Source organism: Mycobacterium lehmannii, from assembly GCF_002245535.1.
GTDB lineage: Bacteria > Actinomycetota > Actinomycetes > Mycobacteriales > Mycobacteriaceae > Mycobacterium > Mycobacterium lehmannii.
The window spans coordinates 350,385-370,888 of the sequence record NZ_NKCN01000003.1 but is presented as its reverse complement, the minus strand read 5'-3'; the positions used below and the strand labels follow the sequence as shown (position 1 = coordinate 370,888).

11 protein-coding genes are annotated in these 20,504 nt (G+C 69.2%); 4 read left to right on the top strand and 7 right to left on the bottom strand.

The genetic code is table 11. The annotated features are described in order from the left end of the window. Positions 1-25: 25 nt before the first annotated feature. Positions 26-1,762 (bottom strand): ABC transporter ATP-binding protein, encoded by a 1,737-nt coding sequence (locus CEX87_RS06350; RefSeq protein ID WP_094286457.1) that lies wholly within the window; start codon positions 1,760-1,762, stop codon positions 26-28. Next, positions 1,759-3,585, bottom strand: coding sequence for an ABC transporter ATP-binding protein (locus tag CEX87_RS06345; protein WP_094286410.1), 1,827 nt, complete (start codon positions 3,583-3,585; stop codon positions 1,759-1,761). The genes CEX87_RS06350 and CEX87_RS06345 overlap by 4 nt, the downstream gene beginning before the upstream one ends. 122 nt (positions 3,586-3,707) lie before the next feature. Here CEX87_RS06345 and CEX87_RS06340 point away from each other — a divergent pair, with 122 nt between their 5' ends. Beyond that, positions 3,708-4,568, top strand: coding sequence for an LLM class F420-dependent oxidoreductase (locus CEX87_RS06340; RefSeq protein WP_064427545.1), 861 nt, complete (start codon positions 3,708-3,710; stop codon positions 4,566-4,568). A gap of 4 nt (positions 4,569-4,572) precedes the next feature. Here the strand turns inward: CEX87_RS06340 and CEX87_RS06335 are convergent, their stop codons facing one another. Then, positions 4,573-8,058, bottom strand: a complete 3,486-nt coding sequence (locus CEX87_RS06335) for a non-ribosomal peptide synthetase (RefSeq protein ID WP_094286408.1) — start codon at positions 8,056-8,058, stop codon at positions 4,573-4,575. 102 nt (positions 8,059-8,160) lie between these two features. Between CEX87_RS06335 and CEX87_RS06330 the strand changes: the two genes are divergently transcribed. Then, a complete protein-coding gene (locus CEX87_RS06330) occupies positions 8,161-9,843 on the top strand; it encodes a (2,3-dihydroxybenzoyl)adenylate synthase (RefSeq protein ID WP_094286406.1) in 1,683 nt (560 codons plus the stop codon). A 20-nt stretch (positions 9,844-9,863) separates the two neighbouring features. Here CEX87_RS06330 and CEX87_RS06325 read toward each other — a convergent pair whose 3' ends face one another. From CEX87_RS06325 to hemW, 4 genes are all read right to left on the bottom strand, one after another. Beyond that, positions 9,864-15,047, bottom strand: a complete 5,184-nt coding sequence (locus CEX87_RS06325) for a type I polyketide synthase (RefSeq protein ID WP_094286404.1) — start codon at positions 15,045-15,047, stop codon at positions 9,864-9,866. Positions 15,048-15,227: 180 nt separating this feature from the next. Further along, complete coding sequence (locus tag CEX87_RS06320; RefSeq protein ID WP_064396748.1) at positions 15,228-15,935, bottom strand: anti-sigma factor family protein; 708 nt, start codon at positions 15,933-15,935, stop codon at positions 15,228-15,230. Continuing rightward, positions 15,932-16,447: a sigma-70 family RNA polymerase sigma factor gene (locus tag CEX87_RS06315; protein WP_064396751.1), complete on the bottom strand. Its 516-nt coding sequence runs from the start codon at positions 16,445-16,447 to the stop codon at positions 15,932-15,934. The genes CEX87_RS06320 and CEX87_RS06315 overlap by 4 nt, the downstream gene beginning before the upstream one ends. Positions 16,448-16,565: 118 nt before the next feature. Further along, positions 16,566-17,753, bottom strand: coding sequence for a radical SAM family heme chaperone HemW (gene hemW / locus CEX87_RS06310; RefSeq protein WP_094286402.1), 1,188 nt, complete (start codon positions 17,751-17,753; stop codon positions 16,566-16,568). A gap of 360 nt (positions 17,754-18,113) precedes the next feature. Here hemW and CEX87_RS06305 point away from each other — a divergent pair, with 360 nt between their 5' ends. Together CEX87_RS06305 and CEX87_RS06300 are read left to right on the top strand one after the other, a co-directional pair. Beyond that, a complete protein-coding gene (locus CEX87_RS06305; protein ID WP_064419617.1) occupies positions 18,114-19,796 on the top strand; it encodes a nitrite/sulfite reductase in 1,683 nt (560 codons plus the stop codon). After that, entirely contained in the window at positions 19,793-20,497 is a 705-nt protein-coding gene (locus tag CEX87_RS06300) for a phosphoadenylyl-sulfate reductase (protein WP_064426179.1), read from the top strand. Before CEX87_RS06305 ends, CEX87_RS06300 begins: the two co-directional genes overlap by 4 nt. Positions 20,498-20,504 lie beyond the last annotated feature (7 nt).

Below are 20,504 nucleotides of genomic sequence, written 5' to 3'. Positions count from 1 at the left end.
CCGGGTCTGACGTGCGCGAACGCAGTTATCCTTCCGCGGCGGCCATCACCCACCCGCTGGCGGCAACGCGTTGGTTCCAGAACTGCGCGTACTGGCCGCCGCGGGCCATCAGCTCGGCATGGCTGCCCTGGTCCTCGACCGTGCCGTCGGCCGACAGCACCACGATGTTGTCGGCAGCGGTGACCGTGGACAGCTTGTGTGCGATCACGATGACGGTGCTGTGTTTGGCCAGCGTCCGGATGGACTCGGCGACGTGATGTTCGTTCTCCGGGTCCAGCGCACTGGTCGCCTCGTCGAACAGCACGATGGGCGCGTTCTTCACCAGCGCCCGCGCGATCGACACCCGCTGCCGTTCGCCGCCCGAGAGCGCCGAACCGCCTTCACCGACCCGGGTCTGCCAGCCGTCGGGCAGGCGCTCGACGACCGACAACAGGCCCGCGGTGCGAGCCGCCTCCACGATGGCGGCATCGTCGGCGTCGGGCCGACCGATGCGGATGTTCTCCCACAGCGTGTCGTCGAACAGGTACACGTCCTGGAAGACCAGAGACAGTTGCGCCATCAGGTCCGCGGTCAGCTGGTCGCGCACGTCGACGCCCCCGACCCGGACCACGCCGCCGTCGACGTCGTAGAAGCGCGCGATCAGCTTCGTGATCGTCGACTTCCCCGAGCCCGACGGGCCGACCAGCGCGGTCATCGTGCCCGGTTCGGCGACGAAACTGACGTCCGTGAGCACCTTGCGATCCGAGTAGCCGAACGCGACACGGTCGAGCTCGACGCGGCCGGGCGCCGGAAGCGCGCTCGCGGTGGCCGGCTCGGCCAACGACGGGGTGTCCAAAATGGAGGTGATGCGCTGAAGCTCCGCGGTCGCCAGCCTGACCGCGGACCCGAGTTCGGCCAGCTGCGACAGCGGTGAGGCGAACCGGGCGGCGAGCCCGAGGATGGCCACCAGCGTGACGGGGTTGATGTCGCCCTGGACCGCGATCCACACACCCGCCGCGATCAGCGCCGAGAAAACCGCCTGCACCGCAACGCCGTTCAGAAGGAGCCCGGTCACCGACTGCCACAGGGCGGCACGTCCGGCGCGATGCTGCGTCTGCAGCGCGTCGCCAAGCGGCGTGTAGTCGGCCCCCGTGCGTCCGAAGGCCCGCAGCACGGGTTGGTAGCGCGCGAACTCGATCACCCGGTTGTTGACCTCGATCGCCGCATCGTGGGTGCGCACCTCGGCGCCTGCGATCAGACGGGAGGCGAACCGCCCGCACATCACCAGCAGCGCCCCGCCGACCAATGCGACGAGTCCGATCCGCCAGTCGAAGTAGAACAGGCCGGCCACTACGGTCACCGCGCTGACGGTGTTGACCACCAGCGGGGTGACCAGGTTTCCGCCGCTTGTGCCGACGAAAACCGTTCCCTTGACTGCGATCTGGGACACCTTGCCGACCGTCTCGCGGCTGAACCACCCCAACGGCAGGGTCACCATGTGGTCACCGAGCCGGTGGTGCAGCAGCCGCATCGTGGTCAGCGCCATGCGGATCGCGAGCTTGGCTTGAACGTAGCTGAGCACCGACGCGACCAGCACGGTGATCGCCATCAGGCCCAGCCAGCGGCCGGTGGCGGCGTAGTCGCCGTCGAACAGCGACTCCGTCACCGGCACCAGGAGTAGCATCACCAGCCCGTGCAGGATGCCGTAGACGGTCACCACCGCGAGGAAACTGAACATCCGGCCCCGCTGCGGGCCGAGGATTTGCAGAAAGCCCCGGATCATCGGGCCACCTCCCATTCCCGTGCGTGCCCTGCCGTGTAGGACTTCCACATGCGCGCGTACTGTCGGCCCACGGCGAGCAGTTCGTCATGGCTGCCTTGTTCGGCGACGCGCCCCTGATCCAGCACGACCACGTTGTCGGCGGACACGATCGAGCCGAGCCGGTGGGCGATGACCAGCACGGTGCGCCCGACGATCAGCCGCGACAACGCCTCTTGGATCTGGGCCTCCGAGTCGGGGTCGGCGAAGGCGGTCGCCTCGTCGAGCACCAGGATCGGCGTATCGGCCAGCACGGCGCGCGCGATGCTCACGCGCTGAGCCTCACCACCGGAGAAGTGCGCGTCCTCGTCGATGACGGAGTCATATCCCCTTGGCAGTTGCAAGATCCGGTCGTGGATGCGGGCGGCCTTGGCCGCGGCGACGACGTCTTCGTCGGTGGCGTCGGCGCGGCCGAGGCGGATGTTGTCGGCGACGCTGATGCCGAGCAGTTGCACGTCCTGCAGCACGAACCCGACGTGCCGGTACAGCTCGGCGGGCGCGATGTCGCGGACGTCGACACCACCGACGCGTACCGCGCCCGCGGTGACATCGTGAAAGCGCGGCACGAGCGTGGCCAGCGTGGACTTGCCGCTGCCCGACGGCCCGACCAGCGCGGTGATGGTCCCGGCTTCAAGTGTGAGCGACACGTCGTGCAGGACGGTGTTCTCGCCATCGTAGGAGAACCGGACATCCTCGAATCGGATCGAATTGTCCTGCGGTACCTGCGGTTCGCGCGCGACGGGCAGCACTGGTGTGTCCAGCAGGCGCTGCAGGCGCCCGGCGGCGGCCGCGGCCTGGCGTTTGATGTGCGTGGAGTAGCCGACGGTCAGCACGGCCGCCGGGATGGTCACCGCGACCAGCGTCGAGCCCAGCACCTCGATCGGGCTGACCCAGCCGCTGCGGACGAACCAGTATCCGCCGGCCAGGTTGGCCAGCAGCAGGACCGGGGTGTCGATGAAGACCGACGACACCGCCTTGACCCGGACCAGCGGTCCGATCCATCCCGCGAAGCTCTCGTTGAACTCGTCGGCGGCGTCGGCGAAACGCTTGTGCGCCTTGCCGGCCTGGCCGAACGTCTTGACCACCGACACCCCGGCGATGAACTCGACGATGGTGGCGCTGATCCGTTCGACGCCCCGGTCGAGCCGTTCCATCTGCGTCCGGGAGTCACGCCCCAGCGCGAGGTAGATGCCGATGTAGAACGGCACGGTGGCCATTGCCAGCAGGCCCAGCCGCCAGTCGAGGTAGAAGCAGTAGATGAGGCCGAACAGCGGGGTGGCCAGCGCTCCGGTGTTCTCCACCGCCGAATGGGCGACCAGGAAGTGCAGTTCGCCGACGTCGTTCTGGACGGCCTTGTTCACCTCGCCCGACGACTTGCTGCCGAACCAGCCCAGCGGCAACCGGCCCAGCTTGTCGACGATCCGCAGCCGCAACGACCGCTGCAGATCGACGTCGGCGAAGTGAGTGATCGTGAGCGCGGCACCGCCGGCGAGCGTGCGCACCAGCAGCGCGACGACCACGATGGCGACGACGGTCCAGAGCCTTGCGGTGTCCGGCGGTCCGTCGGCGAGCAGTTCACGGCCGATCTCCACGATGCCGATGAACGGCACGATCGTCGCCGCCGAGGCCAGCAGCTGGTACCGCTGCGCGCGCGACGAGCGCGCCCGGGTGGGGGCGAGCAGCTGCTGCAGCGCGAGCTTGTCGTAGGTGGCTGCGCGCTTGGCCGCATCGGCCGCGGTTTCGGGGGGACCCGTCTCGATGGCGGGCGCGGGTTGCACGGCGGTCATGCACCCTCCAGGTATAGCGGTGGGTAAGGGTCGCCTAACCCTACCGGTCGCCTATGAGGCGGCGGCCGCTACGTAACGTGAAGGCGTCGAGTACGGGCTCACACCTTTCGAAGGGATCGTTCATGGACCTGGCAGGCGTCGGTATCTGGAGTTCGCAGTTGCGTTACGGCGATCAGGGTGAAGCGGCCGAGGCCGCCGCGGAGCTGGAGGATCTCGGCTTCTCGGCCCTGTGGATCCCCGACGTCGGCGGGCCGGTCCTCGATTCGGTGGACCACCTGCTCTCGGCGACGAGGCAGGTGGTGATCGCCACCGGAATCCTCAACCTCTGGATGCACGAGCCCGCCGACGTGGCCGCTCGCTACGCCTCGCTGACCGACAGGCACGGCGAGCGCTTCCTGTTGGGCATCGGGGTCAGCCATGCCCCGCTGATCGATTCGAAGGAACCGGGGCTCTACCGCAAGCCACTCGCGGCGACCCGCAAGTACCTCGACGACATCGATGCGACTCCCCAGCCCGTCCCGGTCGCTAACCGGGTGCTCGCGGCCCTGGGTCCCAAGATGCTCGAACTCTCCGCGACCAGGGCGCGCGGCGCTCACCCCTATCTGGTCACCCCGGATCACACGCGCTACGCCCGCGAGCAGCTCGGCGAGGGTCCGCTGCTGCTCCCCGAGCAGACGGTGCTGCTCACCACCGACGCCGACGAGGCCCGCGCGCTCGGAACCGATTGGCTGCGTTCGTATCTGGCGCTGCCCAACTACGCCAACAACCTGTTGCGGTCGGGCTTCACTGAAGAGGACGTGGCGACGGTCAGCGACCGGTTGTTCGACGCGATCATCGCCTGGGGCGACGAACAGACCGTGCTGGAGCGCGTTCAGCAGCATCACGACGCCGGCGCCGACCACGTGTGCGTGCAGGTGCTGACCGCCGATCCGCGCGAGTTCCCGCGCGAGCAGTGGCGACGGCTGGCCAGCGCCCTTCGCTGAGGCCCTAGGCGGACGATTCGAGCTCGGACAGCACCGCGGCGCTGTCCATCTGCGCGACCTCGAGGTACACCTCGGCGACGGCGTTGAGCCGCTCGTCATCGGGTTCGCGGCCCAGGAGTCGTTGGGCGAGTTTGGCGACGCACCGGGCGGCGAACATGTCGGTGACCAACACCGTCGGGGTGTCCAGCCAGTCGCGCACCCGGGCGATCACCTGGGTGGCCAGCACGGAATCCCCTCCGAGGGAGAAGAAGTCGTCGTCGGTACCCACGCGGACGTCGTCGTCGACATCGAGCACGTCTTCGACGATCGCCACCAACGCCGACTCCAATGGTGTGGCCGGCGCCCGGTACTCCCGTGCCGCAGGCGGTTCCACGTCAGCGAGCAGCCGCGCCACGGCCTTGCGGTCGATCTTGCCGTTGACCGTGAAGGGGATTCGGTCGGACACCGCGATGATCTTCGGGATCATGTGGGCGGGCACGAGATCGGTCATGGCCTCGGTGACCGTCCGCGCATCGACTGCGGGGTCGTCGGTGCGTACCAACGCCGCGAGCACATCGCGTTCGCCGGGAATGACGGCGGCGACCGCGGCGTCGATTCCGGCGACCCGCTTGAGGGCGGCCTCGACCTCACCGAGCTCGATGCGGTATCCGCTGATCTTGACCCGGTGGTCGACACGGCCGACGAACTCCAGCGTCCCGTCGGGAAGATAGCGGACGAGATCGCCGGTGCGGTACCAGGTTCGGCCGTCGTGCTCGACGAACTTCTCGGCCGTCAGGTCGGGTCGCCCGCGGTATCCGCGCGCAATGCCGCGGCCGGTGAACCACAGTTCGCCGGGCACCCAGTCGGGGCAGTCCGACCCGTCGGCGGCCACCACGCGGCAGGCGTTGTTCGGGAACGGGGTCCCGTAGGGCACCGACGTCCAGTGCGCGGGCGGATCGTCGACCTCGCAGATCGTGCCGTGCACCGCGGTCTCGGTCGCCCCGCCCAAACCGGCGGCGCGCACGCCCGGAGCCGAGTTGCGCAGGGCTCGAATCAGTTCCGGTCGCACCCAGTCGCCGCCGAGCAGCACAACCCGCAAACTCGTCAGGCGGTCACCGCCGACCTCGAGCAGCATGTCGAGCCATCCGGGCATCCAGTTCAGGAATGTCACCCCGTGCTGCTGGATCAACCGCGCCCAGGTGTCCGGATCGCGGCGTTGATCCTCGTCGACCACGACGACCGCACCGCCCGCGCGCAGCAGCGCGGAGATTTCTAGCACCGACATGTCGGCCTCCAACGAGGCCAGCGCCAGGCTGCGATCGCCCCGGTGCAACCCGAAGTGCTCGGAGACGAACTCGATGGTGTTCATCACCGCGTCGTGGGTGAGCTCCACACCCTTGGGCTCGCCGGTCGAACCCGAGGTGAACAGCACGTAGGCAAGCGAATTCGGGTCGGTCTGGACAGGTTGCGCGTCGGCGCCGCGGGTGACCGCGTCGGCGACGGCGATGACCGGCACGCCCGTGTGGTCCGTCTGCGCGCCGCCGCATACCAGGACCGCGGCCACCGTGCTCGACTCGAGAATCCGGGCGGTGCGCTCAGCGGGTTGGTCCGCACCGATCGGGAGATAGGCGGCGCCCGCCGCGAGGATGCCGAGCACCGCGGGAATCTGTTCGGCACACTTGGGACCGATCAGCGCGACGAGATCACCGGGCCGAACCCCGTTGTCGCACAACGTCGCCGCCACGCTCAGGGCCTGGACGCGAAGTTCTCCATAGGTCAGCTCGCCGTCGCTGCTGAACACCGCCGGGGCCTCGGGGTCGGCGAGCGCTCGGTTGAAGAACCCGTCGTGGATCGCCTCACCGCTCGGCGGCGCGGTGGTGCTGTTGACCGCCTGCCGCACGGCTCGCTGCGCCTCGGGCACCGCGGGCGGATAGGGTGCGTCCCAGGCGGCGTCGTCGGTCGCGAGCCGGGTCAGCTCGGCGAGGTGGTAGGCGAACATCTCCTCGGCCACGCCGGCCCGGAACGCGTCGACGCGCACATCCCAGTTGATCATCAGGCCGTCGGCGAGCGGGGTGGCCTGCGCGTCGATGAGCACCTGCGGGCCTTGCGAGATCGTCCAGACCGGTGCCCCGAACTGGTCGGTGACCTCGCCGGCGAACAGGTCGCCGAGCCCCAGTGCGCTGGTGTAGACGATCGGTGCCAGCACCTGGTTGCCGCGGTGGCGGCCGAGGTCGCGCAACACCGACAGGCCCGAGTACCTCGAGTGCCGTGCGGTGTTGTGCAGGGTCTCCTGCACGGCGCGTGCCCGCTGTGCGGGCGTGCGGGCTTCGGTGAGGTCGATGTCGAGCATCAAGGAGGATGTGAAGCAGCCGACGAGTCTCTCGACGTCGGGATGGAACGGCTCACGGCCGAACATCGGCAGGTTCAGCAGGAACCGCGAACCGCTCGACCAGCGCGCCAGCGCATGGGAATACGACGCCGCGACGGCCATCGCGGGCGTGATGCCACGACGGTGCGCGGCGGCGAACAAGGCGTCGCGGGTCGGGACGTCGAAGATGTGCCAGAGCCGCACGCTGCGCCGGGGGTTGTCCTGTTCGGCAGGCGGAATCAGCGGCAGCGCGGGCGATTCGGGAAGGTCGGGGATGCGCTCGGCCCACCACCGCACATCCTCGTCCGAGGGGCCCGGATCGGACGCGGCCAGTGCGGCGCGGTACTCCCGGTAGGTGTAACCCAGATCCGGAAGATCACCGCCGCGGTAGAACACCGCGAGGTCGGCCATGAACTTGCGGTAGCTCACCGCGTCGGCGGCGTTCATGTCCATGTCGACGTGCAGCCGGGTGCGACCGTCGGGACGCAGCGACAAGCTCAACTCCAGCACGTCACCGTCGAGGATCTGGTGCGATTTCTCGTGCCGGATGGACTCGAGTCGCTGCTCGGCGGCCTCGGCGTCGAGGTCACGCAGGTCGTGGACCGTCACGGGCAAGCCGCGGTCACCGATGCGCTGCGTCCCGTCGGGAAGGATCTCGACGCGCAACATCGGATGGCGCGCAATGAGTTTGGTGGCCGCGTGCTGCAACCGCTCGGGGTCGACGCCGGCACCGTCGAATTCGACGTACAGGTGCGCCGCAACGCCGCCGAGCTGCTGATCGTCGTTGCGGCCCAACCACATCGCGTGCTGCATCGGCGCCAACGGGAAGGGTTGGTCCTCGTCGCCGGTCTGCGCGGGCTCGGCCGCCGGTTCGGCGCCGCCGCCACCGGACCGCTCGGCCACCAGTGCCGACCACGCCGCCACGGTCGGGTTCTCCGCGAGAGCGGCGAAGTTGATGTCCATGCCCTGTTTGCGCCACCGGCCCGACAGCGACATCATGCGGATCGAGTCGAGCCCGGAGGCGATCAGGTCGGCGTGCGGGTCGACCTCGTCGGGACTCACCCCGAGGAGCTCGGCGACCTCCTCGCGGACGGTGCGATCGGTCGTTCGCTCTGTCGACGATCCAGTCTCACCCACACCCACGACGTGTCCTCCGGATTAGTACAGGCTGCCCTAACTAACGCGGGGCACGCTACCTTATATGCGACCTACCGAACACACCTACCCCAAGGGGTCGCATCCTTCATGAGCACCGGTTTCGAGCAGCGCCCGCAGGCAGATCAACCGCTTCAGAAAGGCGGGCTCGGCGACCTCATGACGGGTTTCGTGCCGTTCCCCGCAGACCGCGCCGACGAGTACCGTCGCGCGGGCTACTGGACCGATGAACCACTCGAGTCGATCCTCAAAGATGCGGTCGCGGCGTGGCCCGATCGGACCGCCGTCATCGACGACCACGTCAGCTACACGTTCGCCGAACTCGATGAGCGCGCCGAGCGGATCGCGGCGGCGCTGGCCGAGTACGGCATCCTCCCCGGCGACCGCATGCTGCTGCAGTTGCCGAACACCTGCGAGTTCGCCGTTGCGTTGTTCGGTGTGCTGCGGGCCGGCGTCGTCCCGGTGATGTGCCTGCCGGGGCACAGGTCGGCGGAGCTGAACCATTTCGCCGCGGTCAGCGGTGCGGTGGGCCTGATCGTGCCCGATTCGGTCGGCGGGTTCGACTACCGCGAGCTGGCCGAGGAACTCGTCAGGGACAACCCGGCGCTGCGGCACGTGTTCGTCCACGGCGACCCGGGCCGGTTCCAATCCTGGTCCGCGCTGGCCGATTTCGACGGTCCTCTGGCCGAGCGACCGCCGGTCGACCCCGATGCGCCCGCCCTCCTTCTCGTGTCGGGTGGCACCACCGGACTGCCGAAGCTCATCGCCCGCACCCACAACGACTACCTCTACACCGCCAGGACGAGCGCGCAGGAGTGCCACCTGACCGGCGATGACGTCTACCTCGTGGTATTGCCCGCCGGGCACAATTTCCCGCTGGCGTGCCCGGGACTGCTGGGGGCGATGACCGTCGGAGCGACATCGGTTTTCACCACCGACGCCAGTCCGGAGGCCGCGTTCGCGCTGATCGACCGGCACAGGGTCACGGTCACCGCGCTGGTCAACGCGCTGGCCAAGGTGTGGACCCAGGCGTGCGAGTGGGAGCCGGTGCTGCCGACGGGGCTGCGGCTCGTCCAGGTCGGCGGTTCGCGGATGACACCGCAGGAGGCCGAGTACATCCTGTCCGGGCTCACGACCGGGCTGCAGCAGATCTTCGGCATGGCCGAGGGCATGCTCAACTTCACCCGTCCCGGCGATCCGGTCGACGTCGTGGTCAACACCCAGGGCAGGCCGATGTCGCCGCACGACGAGATGCGCGTGGTCGATGAGTCCGGCGCGCAGGTGGTGCCCGGTCAAGAGGGCCAGCTGCTGGTGCGCGGCCCCTACACGCTCAACGGCTACTACCGCGCCGAGGAGGCGAACGCGCGCTCGTTCACTCCGGACGGCTTCTACCGCAGCGGCGACCGCGTCCGGATCTTCGCCGACGGCCCGCGCGCCGGCTACGTCGAGGTGACCGGCCGCATCAAGGACGTCATCCACCGCGGCGGTGAGACGGTGTCGGCGTCGGACCTCGAAGAGCATCTGTTCGCCCACCCGGCGGTCTACACCGCCGCGGCGGTGGCGCTGCCCGACGAGTTTCTCGGCGAGAAGATCTGCGCCGCAGTCGTGTTCAAGGACGCCCCGATCACCCTGGCCGAGCTCAACCAGTTCCTCGACGAGCGGGGGGTGTCGGCGCACTGCAGGCCCGACGTGCTGGCACCGCTGCCCACGCTGCCCAAGACCGCGGTCGGCAAGGTCGACAAGAAAAAGGTCGTCGCTGCGCTGACGTCATGACCCCGCGCGGGCGGCGCCGGTCAGGACACCTCGACCGTCTCCGCACCCTCCGGTGCGCCGAGCAGCTCGACGAGGCGTTCGGAGACCGCCGCCGCCGTCGGGTACTCCCACAGCAGTGTCGGCGGTAACGACAACCCGGTCTGCTTCTCCAGCTGCTTGAGCAGCCCGACCGTCATGATCGAGTCCACGCCGACCTCCACCAGCGGCAAACCGGTGTCGACGTCGGCCTCGGCCACGCCCAGCTGTGCGGCCACCGCGGCGGTGACGACCTGGGCGACGCGTTCGGGGTCGGCGTCCACCAGGCTCGCCTCCGGCGCATCGTCGCCTCCGGGGGCATCGAGTTCGGTCGGGGCCACATCGGCCAGCATCGGCACCGATGCCGCCGCCGAAAGGAGCGGCAGCACAACGACGTTCGGATCGTCGTGGCGCATCGCCAGGTCGAGTGCGCGCATCGCCTCGTCCGCCCCGATGGTGTCCATGCCCAGCGCGTCCAGTTGCGCCGCCACGAACCCGGACGTCGAGCCCATGCCTAGGCCCCGCCACGCGGTCCAGGCGACGCTGACGGTGCGGTCACCGAGCGCCCGCCGGTGGCGCGCCATTCCGTCGAGGAAAGAGTTCGCGCATGCGTAGGCGCCCTGGCCGGGGAAGCCGGCGAGGTAGCCGCACGACGAGAACAGCACCAGCCAGTCCAACTGTTCGGGTGGGAAGACTTCGTGAAGGGTCAGCGTCCCGTCTACCTTGGGACGCATCGCCGCGGTGAAGTCCTCGGGCGTCGTGTTGACCAACAGCGCACCCGCTTCGACACCGGCGGCGTGGATCACCCCGCGCACCGGAGGCAGGTCGCGCAGCGCGGCGCGCAGCGCGGCGGCCGCCCCTGCGGCGGCGATGTCCAACGCCACCACGCGCACGGACACACCGCGCTCCTCGAGTGCGGTGACCGTGTGGACCAGATCCGAATCCGGTTGCCACTGCGAACGATCGGGCATGCCGCTGCGGGAGAGCAGCACCAGTCGCCGCGCGCCGATGTCGGCAAGCCGCTGCGCCATCCGCAAGCCGAGCGCACCGGTGCCGCCGGTGATGACATAGGTGCCGCCTGCCGAGCATTGCATCGGCGCTCCGGTCCCCCGCCCCGCCGCGGACAGCCGAGCCGATTGGGCCGCACCGTCGCGGAAGGCCACGACCGGATGGCCCTGCACCGATGAGAGGACTCCGACCGGCAGTTCGGCTGCGGCCACGTCGATCACACCGCCGAAGGTCTTCGGGTGTTCGGCGGCAGCGACCCTTGCCAGACCCCACAGCGGTGCGTGCGCCACGTTCGCGCCCTCGTACACGCCCTGCGTGAGCACCCACATCCTCGCCTTGGCGCCGTGGTCGAGCAACCCGCGCAGTGTCTGCGTCACCACAGCGACCGACTGTTCCGGTGTGTCGTGCGCGCTCGGGAGCACCAGCACGACGGTATCGCGGCCGAACGACTCAGCCGCAGAGGTGATCTCGGCCGCATGGCGGTAAAGCGCATGCGGCACCTCGGCAGCCGACAGGTCCCGCGTCACGAACTCGCGGATGGCGGCGTCTCCACCGACGATCACGACCGCCCCGGGCCGGCTGTCGGGCTGCCACGGCACCGGCTGCCACGAGAGCCGGTGCAGCATCCGGGAAACATCGCTGCCGGACGGGTTTTCCAGCTCCTCGAACGACATGCCCGTCAGCGAGGCGAGGACCTTGCCGGACTCTTCGGCGAGTAAGACGTCGGTCGTGGTGGTTCCGCGCCTGCGCCGAACGTGCAGCAGCGCCACCGCCGGCGGTCGGCCGTGCACCTGCACGCGGTCGATGTGGGCGGGCATCCTCAGTCGCGGTGGCCCGTCGAACACCGTGGAGGCCGCCGAGGTCGCCGCGTCCAGCAGCGGGGCCCAGGTGTCCGGTGTCGTACGGTCCCCGCGCGCGGCGACCTTGGCGAGCAGTTCGCCGTCGCCGCCGTGCAGTTCGAGGATCTCCCAGTCGAAGCCCATCGCGGCCACACCCAGCGTCGCCAGCGTGTCCACCACGTGGTTCGACGGCAGTAGATCACGGCAGCCGTCGCGTGCGGACGACTCGTCGAGTACCTCCCCGAGGAGGTCTTCGATGTCGTCGTCGGCTGCGACCACCGCGCTGCTGTGGGTCAACCAGCCGCCGTCGACGGTGTCCTCGTCGTCGTCGACGAGGCGTGTGGCCAGCGTCAGTCCGTGGTCCTGCAGGACCACCTGCACGTCGCGGGCGCGTCCCGGCGCCACCGGGGTGCGCAGCCGGACGTCGACGAGGTCCCTGCCCGCGCGGTCGCAGCGCGTGTCCAGCTCGTTGGCGGCACCGAGAAAGGTGTTGACGATGACGGCGGCGGGCACGATTTCGGTGCCCTTCACCGGGTGGTCGCCCGGATACGGGCGGGAGTCCAGGTCCACGCGCGTCTGCCACATCTTGGAAGCGACCGCGCCGGTCACCTCGATCCGGCCGCCGAGCAGGGTGTGGGTGTCGACGTCGTGCACACCTCGCCCGCCTGGAGGAGGGGTGGGAGTGCGCCAGAAGTGGCGGTGGTGCCACTGCGTCACCGGGAGATCTGCCACCCAGGACGCCGACGACAGCTGGTGCTCGATCGGTGCGCCGTTGCAGTGCAGTGCGGCGACCGAGGTTGCCACCGAATGCATCTGGGGGCGCTCACGACGTAACAGCGGCACGACCGCGTGCTGGTCGGCGCCGGCTGTCGTGAGCGTCTCGACGATCGAGTGCGCCACCACCGGGTGCGCCGACACCTCGAGGAACAGCCGATGCCCGTCCTCGATGGCCGCCGAAACGGCTTCAGCGAACCGCACCCGGTCGCGCAGGTTGGCCACCCAGTAGTGGTGATCGCGTGGCGCCGCCGAGCGGGGATCAGCCAACGCCGTTGTGTACAGCGGAATCTCAGGTGTGCGTGCCGAGGGAAGCGAAGCGGTGAGGCGTCCGAGCTCGCCGGTCAGCGCGTCCATCGCGGGGCTGTGGAAGGCGACGTCGGTGTTGACGCGACGCACCATGAAGCCTTGCTCGCTCCACTCCTGGCAGACGTCCTCGACCGCATCGACCGTGCCGGATATCACTGTCGACTCCAGCGACGCGCTGATCGCCGCCACCACGTCGGTCTGGCCGGCCAGCCGCCGTTCGGCTTCGGCGAACGGGAGCCGCACGAGCGCCATCGCGCCCTTGCCCATCACCGACCGGAAGCCGCGGGCGCGGTAACACGCCACCGCGGCGCCGACGGTGAGGTCGAAAACCCCCGCCGTGACGCAGGCCGCGACCTCGCCGACCGAGTGTCCGATGACCGCGGCCGGGGTGACGCCGCGCGAGCGCAGCATCGCGGCCAGACCCACCTGCATCGCGAACGTCAGCGCCTGCACCTGGTCGGTCCCGCCGAGCTCTCCGGTGGTCAGCGCCTGGCGCGCCGAGAATCCCAGCTCCGCGGTGAACACCGGATCGATCGCGTCGATCACAGCGGCGAATTCCGGTGCCGCCGTGAGCAGTTCGCCACCCATGCCGGACCAGTGCGAGCCGTGGCCGGAGAACACCCAGACCGCGCCGTTGGCCGCGGCCGGTAGCACGGTACCGGTGACCACCGAGGGGTCGGGGACGTCGTCGGCCAGTGCGGTCAGCGCGGCCGCCGCACCGTTGGCGTCGTCGGCAACGACGGCCGCCCTGGCCGGTTCGTGCGAACGTCGCGTCCACAGCGTCGTCGCGACGTCGTCGATCGGGACGGGATGGTCTCGCAGGTATTCGGCCAGCGCACCCGCCTGGGTGCGCACCCGGGCGACGTTGCGCGCCGAGACGGGAATGATCGCCGGAAGTCGTTGTGCGGGTTCATCTTGCGTGGACGGTGGCGCATCGGGCGCTTCCTCCAGGAGCACGTGGGCAATGGTCCCGCCGTAGCCGTAACTGCACACCGCGGCCCGCCGCGGCGCACCGTCGGAACTGTCCCAGGGCTCGACCCGCGTCGGGACCCGCAGGCCGCTGTTGGCCCAGTCGACGGCCGGCGTCAGCGAGGTGATGCCCGCCGTCGGGGGAATGGTCCGATGATGCAGTGCCAGTGCGGCTTTGATGAGCCCCACCACGCCGGCGCCGCCCTCGAGGTGGCCGACATTGGGCTTCACCGACCCGATCCGGCACGGCGCGTCGGCGGGCCGGTCGGCGCCGTAGACCGACGCGAGCGCCCCGACCTCGGTGGGGTCGCCGGAGGGAGTGCCGGTGCCGTGCGCTTCGACGAAGCCGACGCTCGCGGGCGCGATGCCGGCGAATTGGCATGCGCGCCGGAACATGTCGGCCTGCGCGTCGCCGTTGGGCGACATGATGCCGACGGTGCGCCCGTCCTGCGCCACCGCGCCGCCCCGCACCACCGCGTAGACGTGGTCGCCGTCGCGCATGGCGTCGGCGAGGCGCTTGAGCACCACCACGCCTGCGCCTTCGCCACGCCCGTAGCCGTCGGCCGAGGCGTCGAAGGTCTTGCATCTGCCGTCGGGCGCGGTCGCGCCCGCCACGTCGAGCACCCGGGTCAGACCCGGTCCGATCAGTGCGCTGACCCCGCCGGCCAGCGCCAGCGACGTCTCACCGGCATTGAGCATCTGGCACGCCTGGTGCACCGCGACCAGCGAGGCCGCGCACGCCGCGTCGAGAGCGACGCTGGGGCCGCGCAGGTCGAGCAGGTGTGAGACGCGGTTGGCGATGCCGCACAGCGACGTGCCGATGCCGGTCCAGGCTTCGATGCCCGGCAGGTCTTCCATGATCAGCTTGCCGTAGTCGTCGGAGTTGACGCCCATCAGCACCGCGGTGTCGCTGCCCGCCAACGACTTCGGCGGAACGCCGGCGTGCTCGAGCGCCTCCCAGCTCACCTCGAGCGCCAACCGCTGCTGGGGGTCCATCAGCTCGGCCTCGCGCGGTGAGACGCCGAAGAACTCGGCGTCGAACCCGGCCAGGTCGTCGAGGAACGTTCCCCACCGGGTGACATCCTTGAGCACCGCCGCATTGCGGGGATCCCGCTGAAGGTATGGCTCCCAGCGCTCCGGCGGAACTTCGCGCACGTCGCTGCCGCCGTCGAGCAGGAAGGTCCAGAACTGTTCCGGCGTGCCGATCGCACCGGCAACACGGCAGCCGATCCCGATGATCGCGACCGCGTCGGGGCGTGCGGAATCCTCGGATGGGGCGGTATCGGTCACGTCAGCTGAGTCCCGAAGCCTGGATAGCCTTGCCTAAGAAGCCACACGCCATGGCCGCAATACTGGCATAACCGGGCTCATTTGTGGAACCTACGCAGGCCTGCCGAACGTGGTGCCGATCACGTTCGAATTAGCTTGCCGCGACGTCAATCCGCCGACGGTCGAGGCACGTACGAAACGTCACAAGGTGCGGACGGCGAGCGGTTGGTCGCTGCCCGACACCCGGATGTCGATGCTGCGGATCTCCGCGGTGGGGATGCTTGTCGCCGCCGACAGCCCGGTCGCCTCGTCTCCGGCCGGACGCCACGAACCCACGGTCGTCTGGACGCCGTCGCGCGTGGTCACCACGATGTCGTAGCTGTCGACGTCGCGCGCCCAGTCCTTGGTGTACTCACAGGCCCAGTTGAGCTCGGTGCCCCACTTCTTCTCGGTGACCGCCAGCTGCGCGGTCAGGCCCTGACGCTGACCGGGCTGCATCGGCTCCATCGCCACCGTCTGCACCGACGACGTGCGGGGAAAGACCGTCGCGCCCACGACGCCGCCGAGGACCGCCAGAGCCGCCGCAACCGCGATGGTCGCCGCGAGCATCGTGCGCCGTGAGCGCCGTTGTCGCTTGGCGGCGGCCTGCGCCAGTGAGGCGACGTCAGCTGAGTGATCGACAGCGGACCCCTCGTCCGCATCGATCAGTGCCGCGGCCTCCTCGCGGCTGAGCGCGGCCAGCATCGCGGGCATCTCGGCCAGGCCTGCCACCTCGGCGGCACGCGCCGGGTTCGCGGCGAGGTAGTCCTCGTAGGCGCGACGGTCCTCCGGGCTCAGCGCGCCGAGCACGTAGGCCGCATCCCATTCGGCGAGGTCGGCGACGGGTGTCCGGTCGAACTTGTCGCTCATTGGACCACCCCCCTTTCCTGCAGCGCCATCCGCAACGCCCGCAACCCGTAATGGAGCCTGGACTTGACGGTGCCCGGGGCGATCCGCTCGTGTGCGGCGATGTCGGCGACAGTTTGCCCGAAATAGTAGGCGCGCACTATGGCGGTGCGGTGGTCGGCGCTGAGCGATTTCAGCGCCTCGGCCAGCACCCACTTGTCGACCGCGGGACCGATCGCGTCGAGTGACGGCCGCTCGGGCAGGTCGTCGGTCTGCAGTTCCCGGCTGAACCGAGCGCTGCGTCGGTCGTCGATGACGAGGTTGCGTGCGACGGTGAACAGCCATGCCCGCGCGGCGTCGCCCGGCTGTTGCAGGATCTCGGGTTTGCGCCACAGCCTCAGCAGCGCTTCCTGCACCACGTCCTCGGCGAACGGCGTATCGCCGCGGGTCAGCCGCAGCACGTATCGCAGCAGCGCCTGGCTGTGCTCGTCGTGAATCGCGCGCAGCAACTCGGCCCGCGCGGGGTCGGGAGTCATCGCTCATCCACCGCAGTCGTCATCGCTGATCACTACGACGTCCACCAGAGAATCGTTCAATGTCCGGCGCGCGAACGTGAGCTTATGGGCGAATTTTGGAGCCGAAGCGACCCGGCGGTCAGTCCAGCAGGTCGCGGACCACCGCGTCGGCCAGCAGCCGGCCGCGGTCGGTGAGCACCAGACGGTCCCCGGCGCGGCTCAACAGCCCGTCGGCGACCGCGACGTCGGCGCGCTCCCGCTCGGGCGCACTGAGCACGTTCGCCGGCAGCCCGTCACGCAACCGCACCCGCAGCATCACGTCCTCGATGTGCAGCGTGCCGGCGTCGAGGTGCTCGTAATCGGCGACCGGCAGTCGACCATCGGTCAACGTTTGGGCGTACGCGCTCGGATGCTTGACGTTCCACCAGCGCACGGAGTCGACGAAACCGTGCGCACCCGGTCCGGCACCCCACCACTGGCCGCCGTTCCAGTAGCCGATGTTGTGCTGGCACTCACCGCCGGGCCTGCTCCAGTTCGACACCTCGTACCAGGCGAAACCGGCGCCGACCAGACGCGCGTCGAGCAACTCGTAGCGGCGGGCCAGCACGTCGTCGTCGGTCGGTACGAGCTCGCCGCGGCGCACCCGCCGGGCCATCGCCGTGCCGTCCTCGATGACCAGTGCGTAGGCCGAGACGTGGTCGACGCCCGCCTCGACGACGGTGTCGACCGAGCGCAGCAGGTCGTCGTCGGACTCCCCCGGCGTGCCGTAGATCAGGTCGAGGTTGACGTGGTCGAACCCGGCCGCGCGGGCCTCCCGCGCCGCGGCGAGCGCCCGGCCCGGCGAGTGTGCGCGGTCGAGGGCCGCCAACACATGGGCAGCCGCCGACTGCATGCCCAGCGAGACCCGGGTGTATCCGGCCGCCAGCAGCTGGTCGAACAGCTGCGGAGACGTCGATTCCGGGTTGGCTTCCGTGGTGACCTCGGCACCCGGCGCCAGTGGGAAGTGCGCGCGCACGGCGTCGAGAACCGCGGCCAGGCCGGACCCGCCCAGCAGCGACGGTGTGCCCCCGCCGACGAACACGCTGTCGACCCGTGGGATGCGGCCCAGGTGCGCGGCCGCCTGCGCCAACTCGATCCGCAGCGCCGCAAGCCACCCGTCCGGATTCGCGCCGCCCAGCTCGCCGGGTGTGTAGGTGTTGAAGTCGCAGTAGCCGCAGCGGGTCGCGCAGAACGGCACGTGGATGTAGATGCCGAACGGCCGCCCCCGCGCGGGGGTCATCGCCGGCAGCACCCGCGCACTGTTCTCGGCAGCTACGGTTCGGGCCATGTCAGCAATTGTCCGCCTGCCGCGAGATTGCACTCAGGCAGGCGTGCTCTCGAACTTCTGATGCGTGGATGCAATCTCGACGAGGTTCTGCTCGCCGTGAGCGCAAATCTCGCCCGGTTAGGGCAGGTGCGGCGATTCGTGGCACAATGGCCGACGTGACTGCCCCCCGCATCTTCCCCAAGCGTGTATCGCTGGTGGTGCGTCGGCACGTCGACTTCAAGCGCGTGTGTACGTGTTGCTGTCTGCCTTGACGCGCTTGATCTAGACCCAGCCCACCCGTACTTCAGCTGGCCGCCGGATCTGCGCCGCCGGACAGCCCCGGCGATGACGCGCGATCCGGCTCCTCAAAGGAGCCAAATCATGACCACAGCGGAATCCAAGCCGAAACCCGCAAAGAAGCCCCGCGCCGAGGGCCAGTGGGCCCACGGTTACCGCGAGCCGCTCAACGCCAACGAGCAGTTCAAGAAGGACGACGACGCACTCAACGTGCGCGCCCGCATCATCGACATCTACTCCAAGACCGGTTTCGACGGCATCGACAAGCAGGACCTGCGCGGCCGGTTCCGCTGGATGGGCCTGTACACCCAGCGTGAGCAGGGCTACGACGGCACGTGGACCGGTGACGAGAACGCCGACCTGCTCGAAGCCAAGTACTTCATGATGCGGGTGCGCTGCGACGGCAAGGCGTTGTCGGCCGCCGCGCTGCGCACGCTGGGCCAGATCTCCATCGACTTCGCCCGCGACACCGCCGACATCTCCGACCGGATGAACCTGCAGTACCACTGGCTCGAGGTCGAGAACGTGCCCGAGATCTGGGACCGGCTGGCCGCGCACGGTCTGCAGACCACCGAGGCGTGCGGCGACTGCCCCCGAGGAATGCTGGGCTCACCGCTGGCCGGCGAATCGCTGGAGGAAGTGCTCGATCCGACACCCGCCCTCGACGAGATCGTGCGGCGCTACATCGGCAACCCCGAGTACTCCAACCTGCCGCGCAAGTACAAGACCGCGATCTCGGGTCTGCAGGACGTCGCCCACGAGGTCAACGACATCTCCTTCATCGGGGTGAACCACCCCGAACACGGCCCAGGGCTTGATCTGTGGGTGGGTGGCGGTCTGTCAACCAACCCGATGCTGGCGCAGCGGCTCGGGGCGTGGGTTCCGCTTGACGAGGTGGCCGACGTGTGGGAGGCGGTCACTGCGGTTTTCCGCGACTACGGGTATCGGCGGCTGCGGTCCAAGGCCCGGCTCAAGTTCCTGATCAAGGACTGGGGCGTCGAAAAGTTCCGCCAGGTGCTCGAGGACGAGTACCTGGGTCGCAAGCTGATCGACGGGCCCGCACCCGAACCGGTCAAACACCCGATCGACCATGTCGGCATCCAGAAACTGAAGAACGGGCGCAACGCCGTCGGCGTCGCACCCATCGCGGGCAGGGTCTCCGGCACCATCCTGACCAAGGTGGCCGATCTCGCCGAGGCGGCGGGGTCGGACCGCATCCGGTTCACCCCTTACCAGAAGCTGATCATCCTCGACGTGCCCGATGACAAGCTCGCCGAGCTGACCTCGGGCCTCGAGGCACTCGGGCTGCCGCCGGAGCCGTCGCACTGGCGCAAGAACCTGATGGCCTGCACGGGTATCGAGTTCTGCAAGTTGTCGTTCACCGAGACGCGGACCCGCGCGCAGGTTCTGGTCCCCGAGCTGGAGAAGCGGCTCGAGGACATCAACGCGCAGCTCGACGTGCCGATCACCGTGAATATCAACGGCTGCCCGAACTCGTGCGCGCGCATCCAGGTCGCCGACATCGGGTTCAAGGGCCAGATGGTCGACGACGGTGACGGCAACTCGGTCGAGGGTTTCCAGGTACACCTGGGCGGAAGCCTCGGTTTGGACAGCGGGTTCGGCCGCAAGCTGCGCCAACACAAGGTGCTGTCCAGTGAGCTCGGCGACTATATCGACCGGGTCGTTCGCAACTTCGTGAAACAACGAGAGCAGGGCGAGCGTTTCGCTACGTGGGCCATACGAGCAGACGAGGCGGACTTGAGGTGACCGATTTGACCACGGAGGCCGATCTGCAGGCGCTCGCCGAGCGCGCCGCGGGCGAACTCGAGGGCGCAAGCGCAGAGGAGCTGCTGCGCTGGACCGACGAGAATTTCGGCGGGAGTTACGTGGTGGCGTCGAACATGCAGGACGCCGTGTTGATCGATCTGGCTGCCAAGGTGCGGCCCGGCGTGGACATCCTCTTCCTCGACACGGGGTACCACTTCGTCGAGACGATCGGTACCCGCGACGCCGTCGAGGCGGTCTACGACGTCAACATCGTCAACGTCACCGCCGAGAAGAGCGTGGCCGAGCAGAACGAGTTGTTCGGCAAGGACCTGTTCGCGCGCGAGCCCAACGAGTGCTGCCGCATGCGCAAGGTCGAGCCGCTTTCGGCGGCGCTGCGCGGTTACTCGGCCTGGGTGACCGGCATCCGCCGCGTCGAGGCGCCCACGCGCGCCAACGCGCCGTTCATCAGCTGGGACAAGGCTTTCGGGCTGGTGAAGATCAATCCGTTGGCGGCCTGGACCGACGAGGACATGCAGAACTACATCGACACCCACGGCGTGCTCGTCAATCCGCTCGTCTACGAGGGCTATCCGTCGATCGGCTGCGCACCGTGCACAGCCAAGCCCCTCGAAGGCGCCGACCCGCGCAGCGGCCGCTGGGCAGGCACCGGCAAGATCGAATGCGGGCTGCACGCATCGTGAGGTCACT

What these genes read in the sequence shown, in the direction of transcription:
- CEX87_RS06305 (WP_064419617.1), top strand. Translation starts at nt 18,114, where the DNA reads ATGACCACAGCGGAATCCAAGCCGAAACCCGCAAAGAAGCCCCGCGCC.
- CEX87_RS06320 (WP_064396748.1), bottom strand. Translation starts at nt 15,935, where the DNA reads ATGAGCGACAAGTTCGACCGGACACCCGTCGCCGACCTCGCCGAATGG.
- CEX87_RS06345 (WP_094286410.1), bottom strand. Translation starts at nt 3,585, where the DNA reads ATGACCGCCGTGCAACCCGCGCCCGCCATCGAGACGGGTCCCCCCGAA.
- CEX87_RS06350 (WP_094286457.1), bottom strand. Translation starts at nt 1,762, where the DNA reads ATGATCCGGGGCTTTCTGCAAATCCTCGGCCCGCAGCGGGGCCGGATG.
- CEX87_RS06340 (WP_064427545.1), top strand. Translation starts at nt 3,708, where the DNA reads ATGGACCTGGCAGGCGTCGGTATCTGGAGTTCGCAGTTGCGTTACGGC.
- CEX87_RS06315 (WP_064396751.1), bottom strand. Translation starts at nt 16,447, where the DNA reads ATGACTCCCGACCCCGCGCGGGCCGAGTTGCTGCGCGCGATTCACGAC.
- CEX87_RS06330 (WP_094286406.1), top strand. Translation starts at nt 8,161, where the DNA reads ATGAGCACCGGTTTCGAGCAGCGCCCGCAGGCAGATCAACCGCTTCAG.
- hemW (WP_094286402.1), bottom strand. Translation starts at nt 17,753, where the DNA reads ATGGCCCGAACCGTAGCTGCCGAGAACAGTGCGCGGGTGCTGCCGGCG.